We start from the raw sequence: 9,235 nt of genomic DNA, 5'->3' as shown, positions 1-9,235 counted from the left end.
GTGCGACCCCGGTGAGGTTTCCTCACCGGGGTCGCACCGCTTCCTCCCCAACCTACTTCGTTGAGGTTGGGGTATCCACTCACATATTTTTGATGAAAGCGGCGATCGCTTGAGGATTTCCTGGGTCGATTTCCTCCAAAATCTCTGCCACCTGCCTACGGGTTTTTTCATGGTCAGTAGTTTCCAGAACTCTGATTAAACCGGCGATCGCTATCATCAATTATCATTTGCTGATTTTTCACGGATTTAAGCGATCGCCTGTTTTCTCATCAAACCAATGAATCCGATGGGGATTTACTGCCAATTTAATGTCTTCTTTTTCCCATTGAAGATCGGGGTTGATCAGAATACGAAGTGTATGATGAGAACCCTTAATTTTTACGCTTACGAGTAATTCCCGGCCAAAGTGTTCAACCAGGGAAACACTGCCCTGAACTGTAATTTTATCATCTTCTGTTGCCAGGCTTAAATCCTCTGGACGAATGCCGATATCGATGCCAGACGGTTGAGGAGAAAAGGAAGGTAAAGGCAGAGAAAAATCCCCCAAAATAGCGCGATCGCCTTGGCATTCCAAAGCAAGTAAATTCATCTGAGGACTGCCAACAAATCCCGCTACAAATTTATTGGCAGGATGAGTATAAATGCGACTGGGCGGGTCGAGTTGTTGGATTAACCCATCGAGAAGGACGGCAACTTGACTCGATAATGTCATTGCTTCAGTTTGGTCATGAGTCACATAAACAACGGGTTTGTTTTGCTTTTCAAATAATTCTTTGAGTTCTTCTCTTACTTGTTCTCGTAAAAGTGCATCAAGATTACTCAAAGGTTCATCAAGGAGAAAAACCTCTGGATTTCTCACTAAAGCGCGAGCTAGAGCAACCCGTTGCCGTTGTCCACCGGAAAGTTGACCGGGTTTGCGATCGAGTAAATGGGAGAGTCCTAGGGTATCAGCAACAGTATGAACACGCTGTTGAATTTCCCCTGGGGGGGTTTTACGGATTTTCAAAGAAGTCGCGATATTTGCGGCAACGGTCATGTGAGGATAAAGAGCATAACTTTGAAAAACCATGGCCATATTGCGATCGCCCGGGGGAATATGAGTTAAGTTATTTTCCCCAACAACCACTTGTCCCGCCGTAGGTTGTTCTAAACCCGCAATTAAGCGCAGTAGGGTTGATTTACCACATCCCGAAGGCCCTAATAAGGTTAAAAATTCTCCATCATCCACCGTTAAACTAATATCTTTAACTGGAACAACATTCGGGGCGAATTGTTTGCGTAAATTTTGTAATTTTAGTTGGGCCATGATGATTTTATAATTGAGAACATTTTTGACAAAGTGACAGGTTTAATTTAGCCTTTAACAGCACCCGCAGTGATTCCTTGCACGATACGCTGTTGAAAGATGAGAACTAAGATCACCAGGGGTAAAGTCCCTAAAATGGTGGCGGCGGCGATGGGGCCGTAAGGAATTTCAAAGGCACTGGCCCCCCCAATTTTAGAAATTGCGATCGGGATGGTTTGTAATGTGTCTCTCGTAATAAAGGTTAACGCAAAAATAAACTCATTCCAAGCAAAAATAAAGGCGAGAATTCCTGTAGTTACTAAGGCGGGGATAGTCATAGGCAAAACAATTTGTAGTAACATTTGGAGGGTATTATAGCCATCAATTCGGGCAGAATCTTCTAAATCTTTGGGGAGTTGTTGAAAGAAGCTGCGTAACACCAAAATGGTTAAGGGTAAATTAATTGCTGTATAGGGAATAATTAGAGAGAGATAGTTATTTCCCAAACCAAAAAACTTCACCAGTTCCAATAACCCCAAAAATAGGAGAACATAAGGAAAGAGACTAACGACAAGAACGCAAGCTAAAATAATTTGTTCTCCCGGTATTTTTAGCCTTGCTAAAGTATAAGCGGCAGGTGCCCCCACTGCCAAACAAATCAAAGTGGAGGTAAAAGAAACAAAAGCACTATTGAGCATATACCGGAGAAACTTGCCCCCTAAAATGAGGTAATGGTCCAGGGTGAGTTGTTGAGAATTGGGAAAATAAACTGTTGGCAATTTTGCGATCGCATCATTAGTTTTCAATGAGGTTAAAACTTGCCATAATAGAGGAGCAAGACAAAACAAAACTAGGAAAATAACTCCCGTCCAGAGTAATACCTTTTTCCAATTGAGAGATTTTAGGAAAGTTGTTGGCATTGTTGTCATGATTCACCGTTCTCCAGAGATATTAATGCGAGACTTAGATAAAAAGAAAGCAGCGATCGCCACGGCTATAATTAACAGTAAAAACGTGACGGTTACTAAAGCAGCACCGTAACCAAAATCCAAATAACGCCGCACAGTAGCATAGATATAAATCGAAACCATTTCCGTCGATCCTGCTGGGCCTCCTCCTGTCATAACTTGGATTAAATCAAAGACCCCAAAAGATTGAGCAAATCGGAAAAGAAGCGCAATTAAAATTTGTGGAGCCAATAAAGGCAGAGTAATTTGTCGAAAACTCTGAATCGGTGTTGCCCCATCAATGGCGTGGGCCTCATAGAGATCACTGGAAATTGATTGCAAGCCCGCTAACAAAATTAAAGCAATAAATGGTGTTGTTTTCCAAACATCAGCAACAACTAAAGAAAACATCGCTCGAGTCGGTTCTCCCAACCAAGTGATCGCTTCATTAATAATTCCTAAACGGAACAAAAGATCATTAACAACCCCATATTGATCGTTAAAAATCCATGCCCAAGCGAGTCCCATTACTGCGGTGGGTAATGCCCAGGGAATTAAGGCTGCAGTTCTTGCAAAACCCCTACCCCAAAAGGCTTGGTTGAGGACAAGAGCAAAGGTCATACCGAAAACCAATTCCAGGGAAATACTTATTGTCGTAAAAACGCTTGTATTCCATAAACTGTACCAAAATCGTCCATCGCCAAACATTCTGGCATAATTATTAAAACCGGAGAAGACAGGCTCAAGTTGTGTCCCTAAATTTTGCGTGAATAAGCTCAACCAAAAGGCGCGGCCAATGGGATATAAAAAAACGAAAGCCAAAATCAGTAAAGCTGGGGCAATTAACAGCCATCCTGTTTGTTTTTCTCGTCTCCGAATAGTATCTGTTTCCATGTTTGCAGTAATGAGTAATGGGCAGTTGCTCAATGATCAAAGCTATCTCTCTAATAAACGACGGGTTTCGGCGGCGGCAGCTTTCATGGCTTTCTCTGCACTCATAGTATTAGTTAATGCCGAACTCAGATAGCGTTGTAAAATATCCGAGGCTTGAGCATATTGAGCAATAGGAGGACGGAGTGCAGACTTTTCCACAACTTCTAAAAATTGAGGATAGTAACTATATTTTGCTACGATCGCAGGATCGTTAAAAAGCGATCGCCGACTGGGTAAATATCCTGTTTCCAACACGAATTCTCGTTGTATTTCTTCGCTACTTATAAACTCAATAACTCGCCAGGCTTCCTCGGGGTGCTTTGTCGTTGCAGACATTCCTAGTCCCCAACCTCCCTGACAAGTACCACTCTCGTATTCAGGTTGATGTACCATTGGTTTGAGGGCAAACTTTCCCGCAAGATCCGATTGAGAAGTAAGTCCTGCAACATAGGGCCAGTTTCGCAGAAAAACAGTTTCTCCTCCTTCAAATAATCGCCGGGTTTCTTCTTCTTCATAGGTGGTGACACCAGGGGGGGAAATTCCTGTTTTAATCAGATTATGAAGAAATTCCACAGAGGCGATCGCCTTGTCCGAGTCGAGTCCTACTTCCAAAGTTTCTGGGTTCACCCAATATGCGCCAAATCCCTTGAGAATCTCCACAAACATAGCCGCAAGTCCTTCATACTGTTTCCCTTGCCAAACATAGCCCCATTTAGCAATACCCTTCTCTTGTAAGTCTTGAGAAATATCAATGAGTTCTGTAAAAGTTTCTGGAGGGTTATAAGCATTTTCTGCTAACAAATCACTGCGATAATAAAGCATCCCAACATCAGATCGAAATGGCATCCGATACAGTTCCTCTTGATATTTTCCACCATTTATATCCCCTTCTAAAAAATTATCTAAGTCATCTTGGGACACAAATTCATTGAGATTCTTTAACCAACCGGCGGCGGCAAATTTCGGTACCCAAACAATATCAAGATAAACCAGATCGTAAGGAGAGTCCCCCAGAAGAAATGCAGAAGTATAAAGGTCTTCAACTAAATTAGTTGCATTCGGGGCTTCAATAATTTCAAGGTCGATATCAGAATTTTCCGCCTCGAATTTTGCCACGATGGGTTGCCATTGCGCTGCTTCTAAGGCCTGCATCATCACCGTGATTTTGACGCGCTGCTGGGTCAAAGCGGGCAAAATACAGGTGAGAAGGATGGTTACAGTTGCGATCGCTAAAACCAAAATACGAGTTAATCTCGATCTTTGCCTCCAAAGATTTAAAAGAACATTCATGGGAAACTATAATGAGGGCTTGATTTACTACTACCGCAATCTCCCCAGGTTAAAGGGTATCAACCCTCAAAATGTTAAAAAACTTAATAACTTTTGTTGAACTTTACCTTTTTGAATACCCGCGATCGCATCTTCTCTATCCCATGCTTCCCATTCTAAAACCTTCGTTAACAATTCAGAAGCAATAACAGAAATCTCTTTTCCCTGTCGGGTTGCTTCTTCCTTTAGTTTTGCCTCTACTTCCAAACTCAGATTAAGAACAATAGTCATAATTTTACCTCAGTTAATGCTCGTTTGGCGATATTCTTATCATATCATTGGAAGAGGCGATCGAATTTAGAGGAAAAGTTTTGGCAAAAATTGGAACACTTTATTGAGAATGGGGTATTTATCCCAGCCTAGGAATCAAGAGTAGATTTTGAGGTTGAGGGTTGGGGTGTCACTATGTCATAATGAATGAGAGCATATATTCAAAGGATTAATAATGACTATGGCAAGCATTACGATTCAAGTTGATGAAGATATTAAGACGGCGTTTGAAGGGGCTAATCCTGAAATTCAGAAACAGTTGAGCCACATTTTTCAATTGTTTTTGAGAGGAAATTTACACAATAAAAGTTTAACTGAAGTTATGGCAGAAATTTCTGACAAAGCACAACAACGGGGTTTAACACCAGAGATTTTACAAGAAATTTTAGCAGATGATAATGACAAATAGATTTGTCTTAGATACGAATATTTTAATCAGTTCGCGATCGCCCTCTTTCACGATAAAATAGAGAAATGAATTCAATGGCTTTTTATGTCACATTCTGAATTATTGGAACAATTGCAGCAGTTATCCCGTGCCGAGAAGTTCCAAATGATGCAATTTTTGCTTGCTGAGTTAGCTAAGGAAGAGGGATTGAGTTTGGGAAATGAAGCTGGAGCAATTATGGCTGGAGTGCATACCTCGAATTCAGGTGCAGCACAACTCATGCAATTACTTGAAATGGAAAAAGAACCACCTCAAAATCCGGCAACAAACGAAAAACTCAGTTTAAAAAATGCGGCTGAAATGATGCGTTCTTACTATGCAGAAGGGAGCAACTTTACTGAGTTTGTTGATGACTGTCCCGAAGATTTCTATGAGTATCAAGATTATGCGTAGAGGTGAAATTTGGCTCTATTGTGCCGATCCGACTGTTGGTGATGAAATTGGCAAAACTCGCCCTTGTGCGATCGTGAATAATTAGGGAAAGTATCTGTAAATTTCTTTTCGATGCAGTATCCTAACAAAATAAACTACACCATCATTAAATTTAATACCGATTCGGTAATTTCCTACTCTAATACGGTAGTAATCTGTCTCGCCTTTTATCTTTTTCATATTACTCACTTCGCTTAATTTTTCTGCTTGCTCGACTCGCTCAATCACTTCCTGAATTCTCTGCAACAGCTTAACATCAATAATTTCGAGCAAATCTCTTGCAAAGCTCTTTCTAAATTCAATATTCATGGTTTTCTATCCAGAATTTTGAATATTTCCTCACGGCTGACTATTTCAGTATTTTCACCTTCTTTAATCGCATTTTCCATGCCTATATCTTCTAAGACTTCTGTAACAAGTTCTGAAAATAATTCTTTTTGTTCTTGCAGTAATTCAAAAATAGCTGTTTTGAGCAATTCTTTGAGTTTGGTTTCGTCTAGTGTAATTTCAGACATTGCTATTTTCTGTAGTTAACAACCCAAATTGTAGCGCGTAATGGCAATTTTTAGTGCTTCATCAATTTTTCTTCGATACTTAAGTTGAGAATAATGGTCATAACTTTACCTCATTTAATGCTCGGTTGGCGATATTCTTATCATATCATTACCCATTCTCTTTGTGCGATCGCGCAAAACAGCGATCCAGACAGAAGTATCAATAAGAAACATTTCGATTTTCCCGTAACGCCTTATAATCGTAGGTAGTTGAGAATTTAATTTGTCCACTTAAATCCAAGAGATTGCGCTTTTTGCGAGTGCGAATGAGTTCTTGTAGGGCAAAATTAATTAATTCTTGTTCTGTTGTCAATTGAGTTAATTGTAATGCTTCTTGAACCAATTTTGGGTTAAGTTCGATTTGAGTTATCATTGTTAGTTATTAATTTAATGAGATGGTTTGATTTTGCGTCTTTATTTCTCTAGTTTATCATTAAAATTCTGTTGCAGCCAGTTAATAATTGATCGCACGAGATAGGGATTTTGAGGTGAGAAGGTTTGTAGAATAGGGTGAGGTTGGTCTAAAACGAGTGCGATCGCGCCTTCAAAACGAGCAAGAGCATTGAGAAAAGTTTCGCTATATTTGACGGGTGGGATTGTTGCGATCGCGCTCTTTCACGATAAAATAGAGCAATGAATTCAATGGCTTTTTATGTCACATTCTGAATTATTGGAACAATTGCGGAAGTTATCCCGTTCTGAGAAGTTCCAAATGATGCAATTTTTGCTTGCTGAGTTAGCTAAGGAAGAGGCGATCGAATCCCTCGATAATGCTACATCTCATCGCGTTTGGTCGCCTTACAATTATGGTGATGCGGCTCATAAGTTAATGAGTTTATTAGAACAAGAAGAAGCGAAAGAAAATGCGAATAGCTGTTTTGAGTAATTCTTTGAGTTTGGTTTCGTCTAGGGTAATTTCAGTCATGGCTTTTTTTTAAAAGGTTACTTATATCAAATCCGGTTAATGGACATAACAAACGGGCAAGATGTCCGCGCTACTGTAATAATTGAATATTATCGTAGTGGGAGCGTCTCGCTCCCTAGGTTTTTTCTTACTGTAATAATTGAATATTATCGTAGTGGGAGCGTCTCGCTCCCTAGGTTTTTTCTTACAGTTAATTTTCCGGATTTGATATTATATTCTAGCTTAGTTACAGCTTCACGTTTCTAAAATAGTCCGTTGCAACCAATTCATAATAGTTTGAATCAGGTGCGGATCTTGGGGTGAGAAGGTGGGAATGGTGGGATGGGGTGAGTCGGTAATAATGCAAATTGTAGTGTCAAAACGAGTGAGAAAATCGAGAAAAGTTGGGCTAAAACCTTGGGGTTTCGCCTCTTCGTAGAAAATAAGGAGCAGTTGAGGAAGGTTTAAAAGCAAGTTAGTTCATCGTTCCAAATTGTGCAACCACTGGAGGATATTGGCGATCAAATCTGGGGCTGTTTCCAGGAAGTGCGATAATCGGCACTCGGGGAGGCGATCGCCTACAACCACGGCAATGGGGGGATGGCTAAACCGGGCGAGTTGATTGAGGACGGCGATATCAAACTCTTGGGGGGGTGGATCGGTGGGTGCTTCGTAGAGGATGAGGGCGATTTTCTCTGCACTGAGGTTGTCTTCGCAGTAGGCTTGCAATTCGGCGATCGTGCGGGGTTTCCCGTCTGGGCTGGGGGGACAGTTTGCTTTTTTGAGGGCGGTGTAAATTTGCAGGGCGGGGTTTTTGGGGTCGCTGAAGCGGCTACCGTCGATGCAAATGATTTGGCGGTTTGGGGGGTGACTAGATGACTGGATGGCTTGGTTAATACTCTGGGGCAAAAGTGCTAGGTTGCAATGCTGGGTGAAGGGAGTGGAAGCAACTGGAGTGGTATCTTCGACTTCGGGATGGGGAGTGGTGGGGGGATTGTGCCATGCTTGATAAAATTCGGGATAGGGGAGGTTTTCGGCACAATTCCAAATGACTTTGTAGCATTCGTTGAATAGGTCACAGTTGATTTGGTAAACTTCATCGCTGAGGCAGTCTTTTAAAACAGAAACCACCCCTGCATATTGTTGGGGTGTGGTGAGGATTTCCCCCAAACTATCTGCCGCCCGCCTACGGGTATTTTCATCGTCAGTAGTTTCCAGAACTCTGATTAAATCGGCGATCGCTTGAGGATTTCCTGGGTCGATTTTCTCCAAACTATCTGCCGCCCGCCTACGGGTATATTCATGGTCAGTAGTTTCCATAATTCTGATTAAATCGGCGATCGCTTGAGGATTTCCTTGTCCGATTTTCCCCAAACTATCTGCCGCCTGCCTACGAGTAACTTCATCGTCAGTAGTTTCCAGAATTCTGATGAAAGCGGCGATCGCTTGAGGATTTCCTTGTCCGATTTTCTCCAAACTGTCTGCCGCCTGCCTACGGGTATATTCATCGTCAGTAGTTTCCAGAACTCTGATTAAAGCGGCGATCGCTTGAGGATTTCCTTGTACGATTTTCCTCAAACTCTCTGCCGCCCGCCAACGGGTATATTCATCGTCAGTAGTTTTCAGAACTCTGATTAAATCGGCGATCGCTTGAGGATTGTCTTGTCCGATTTCCCCCAAACTCTCTGCCGCCCGCCTACGGGTATATTCATTGTCAGTAGTTTCCATAATTCTGATTAAAGCGGCGATCGCTTGAGGATTTCCTTGTCCGATTTCCCCCAAACTCTCTGCCGCCTGCCCACGGGTATATTCATGGTCAGTAGTTTCCATAATTCTGATTAAAGCGGCGATCGCTTGAGGATTTCCTTGTCCGATTTTCCCCAAACTCCTTGCCGCCCGCCTACGGGTATCTTCATCGTCAGTAGTTTCCATAATTCTGATTAAATCGGCGATCGCTTGAGGATTTCCTTGTCCGATTTTCTCCAAACTCTCTGCCGCCCGCCTACGGGTATCTTCATCGTCAGTAGTTTCCATAATTCTGATTAAAGCGGCGATCGCTTGAGGATTTCCTTGTCCGATTTTCACCAAACTCTCTGCCGCCCGCCTACGGGTATATTCATCGTCAGTAGTTTC

The 9,235-nt window shown here is 41.9% G+C and carries 13 protein-coding genes and 1 pseudogene; 4 read left to right on the top strand and 10 right to left on the bottom strand.

All coding sequences use genetic code 11. The features are described 5' to 3' along the window. Positions 1 to 238: 238 nt before the first annotated feature. The 5 genes from JUI58_RS11670 to JUI58_RS11650 form a co-directional block, all read right to left on the bottom strand. Positions 239 to 1,306 (bottom strand): ABC transporter ATP-binding protein, encoded by a 1,068-nt coding sequence (locus JUI58_RS11670; RefSeq protein ID WP_204103961.1) that lies wholly within the window; start codon positions 1,304 to 1,306, stop codon positions 239 to 241. Between the two features lie 47 nt (positions 1,307 to 1,353). Further along, positions 1,354 to 2,214 (bottom strand): carbohydrate ABC transporter permease, encoded by an 861-nt coding sequence (locus JUI58_RS11665; RefSeq protein WP_204103960.1) that lies wholly within the window; start codon positions 2,212 to 2,214, stop codon positions 1,354 to 1,356. Between the two features lie 3 nt (positions 2,215 to 2,217). Beyond that, complete coding sequence (locus tag JUI58_RS11660; RefSeq protein WP_204103959.1) at positions 2,218 to 3,126, bottom strand: sugar ABC transporter permease; 909 nt, start codon at positions 3,124 to 3,126, stop codon at positions 2,218 to 2,220. Between the two features lie 42 nt (positions 3,127 to 3,168). Then, positions 3,169 to 4,455, bottom strand: a complete 1,287-nt coding sequence (locus JUI58_RS11655; protein ID WP_204103958.1) for an ABC transporter substrate-binding protein — start codon at positions 4,453 to 4,455, stop codon at positions 3,169 to 3,171. Positions 4,456 to 4,521: 66 nt separating this feature from the next. Beyond that, positions 4,522 to 4,725, bottom strand: coding sequence for a hypothetical protein (locus tag JUI58_RS11650; RefSeq protein WP_204103957.1), 204 nt, complete (start codon positions 4,723 to 4,725; stop codon positions 4,522 to 4,524). Between the two features lie 220 nt (positions 4,726 to 4,945). Here JUI58_RS11650 and JUI58_RS11645 point away from each other — a divergent pair, with 220 nt between their 5' ends. From JUI58_RS11645 to JUI58_RS11635, 3 genes and pseudogenes are all read left to right on the top strand, one after another. After that, complete coding sequence (locus JUI58_RS11645) at positions 4,946 to 5,173, top strand: hypothetical protein (protein WP_204103962.1); 228 nt, start codon at positions 4,946 to 4,948, stop codon at positions 5,171 to 5,173. Between the two features lie 84 nt (positions 5,174 to 5,257). Further along, on the top strand, positions 5,258 to 5,605 hold the full coding sequence (locus tag JUI58_RS11640) for a hypothetical protein (RefSeq protein WP_204103956.1): 348 nt from the start codon (positions 5,258 to 5,260) through the stop codon (positions 5,603 to 5,605). Beyond that, a pseudogene (locus JUI58_RS11635) lies at positions 5,598 to 5,687 on the top strand (type II toxin-antitoxin system PemK/MazF family toxin); the annotation flags it as partial. The gene JUI58_RS11640 and the pseudogene JUI58_RS11635, both read left to right, overlap by 8 nt. On the opposite strand, the gene JUI58_RS11630 reads toward JUI58_RS11635, so the two are convergent. The 3 genes from JUI58_RS11630 to JUI58_RS11620 all read right to left on the bottom strand — a co-directional run bounded on the left by JUI58_RS11630 (position 5,687) and on the right by JUI58_RS11620 (position 6,571). Further along, positions 5,687 to 5,953, bottom strand: coding sequence for a type II toxin-antitoxin system RelE/ParE family toxin (locus JUI58_RS11630; RefSeq protein ID WP_204103954.1), 267 nt, complete (start codon positions 5,951 to 5,953; stop codon positions 5,687 to 5,689). The pseudogene JUI58_RS11635 and the gene JUI58_RS11630 overlap by 1 nt on opposite strands. Further along, entirely contained in the window at positions 5,950 to 6,159 is a 210-nt protein-coding gene (locus JUI58_RS11625) for a hypothetical protein (RefSeq protein ID WP_204103953.1), read from the bottom strand. Before JUI58_RS11625 ends, JUI58_RS11630 begins: the two co-directional genes overlap by 4 nt. Positions 6,160 to 6,358: 199 nt before the next feature. Then, complete coding sequence (locus tag JUI58_RS11620; protein ID WP_204103952.1) at positions 6,359 to 6,571, bottom strand: type II toxin-antitoxin system VapB family antitoxin; 213 nt, start codon at positions 6,569 to 6,571, stop codon at positions 6,359 to 6,361. 279 nt (positions 6,572 to 6,850) lie between these two features. Between JUI58_RS11620 and JUI58_RS11615 the strand changes: the two genes are divergently transcribed. Continuing rightward, positions 6,851 to 7,084 carry a hypothetical protein gene (locus JUI58_RS11615; protein ID WP_204103951.1) on the top strand — a complete coding sequence of 78 codons (234 nt, stop codon included), beginning with the start codon at positions 6,851 to 6,853 and terminating at the stop codon, positions 7,082 to 7,084. Positions 7,085 to 7,357: 273 nt separating this feature from the next. Here JUI58_RS11615 and JUI58_RS11610 read toward each other — a convergent pair whose 3' ends face one another. Both JUI58_RS11610 and JUI58_RS11605 read right to left on the bottom strand, forming a co-directional pair. Beyond that, positions 7,358 to 7,576, bottom strand: coding sequence for a hypothetical protein (locus JUI58_RS11610; RefSeq protein ID WP_204103950.1), 219 nt, complete (start codon positions 7,574 to 7,576; stop codon positions 7,358 to 7,360). Between the two features lie 6 nt (positions 7,577 to 7,582). Further along, positions 7,583 to 9,235 (bottom strand): HEAT repeat domain-containing protein (locus tag JUI58_RS11605; protein WP_204103949.1); only part of this gene is annotated, 1,653 nt, incomplete at its 5' end.

The sequence above is a fragment of the Spirulina sp. CCY15215 genome (assembly GCF_016888125.1).
Classification (GTDB): Bacteria; Cyanobacteriota; Cyanobacteriia; order Cyanobacteriales; family Spirulinaceae; genus CCY15215.
The sequence above is the reverse complement of the archived record's forward strand: the minus strand, read 5'-3'. Positions and strand labels throughout refer to the sequence as shown.

What these genes read in the sequence shown, in the direction of transcription:
- JUI58_RS11670 (WP_204103961.1), bottom strand. Translation starts at nt 1,306, where the DNA reads ATGGCCCAACTAAAATTACAAAATTTACGCAAACAATTCGCCCCGAAT.
- JUI58_RS11665 (WP_204103960.1), bottom strand. Translation starts at nt 2,214, where the DNA reads ATGACAACAATGCCAACAACTTTCCTAAAATCTCTCAATTGGAAAAAG.
- JUI58_RS11660 (WP_204103959.1), bottom strand. Translation starts at nt 3,126, where the DNA reads ATGGAAACAGATACTATTCGGAGACGAGAAAAACAAACAGGATGGCTG.
- JUI58_RS11655 (WP_204103958.1), bottom strand. Translation starts at nt 4,455, where the DNA reads ATGAATGTTCTTTTAAATCTTTGGAGGCAAAGATCGAGATTAACTCGT.
- JUI58_RS11650 (WP_204103957.1), bottom strand. Translation starts at nt 4,725, where the DNA reads ATGACTATTGTTCTTAATCTGAGTTTGGAAGTAGAGGCAAAACTAAAG.
- JUI58_RS11645 (WP_204103962.1), top strand. Translation starts at nt 4,946, where the DNA reads ATGGCAAGCATTACGATTCAAGTTGATGAAGATATTAAGACGGCGTTT.
- JUI58_RS11640 (WP_204103956.1), top strand. Translation starts at nt 5,258, where the DNA reads ATGTCACATTCTGAATTATTGGAACAATTGCAGCAGTTATCCCGTGCC.
- JUI58_RS11630 (WP_204103954.1), bottom strand. Translation starts at nt 5,953, where the DNA reads ATGAATATTGAATTTAGAAAGAGCTTTGCAAGAGATTTGCTCGAAATT.
- JUI58_RS11625 (WP_204103953.1), bottom strand. Translation starts at nt 6,159, where the DNA reads ATGTCTGAAATTACACTAGACGAAACCAAACTCAAAGAATTGCTCAAA.
- JUI58_RS11620 (WP_204103952.1), bottom strand. Translation starts at nt 6,571, where the DNA reads ATGATAACTCAAATCGAACTTAACCCAAAATTGGTTCAAGAAGCATTA.
- JUI58_RS11615 (WP_204103951.1), top strand. Translation starts at nt 6,851, where the DNA reads ATGTCACATTCTGAATTATTGGAACAATTGCGGAAGTTATCCCGTTCT.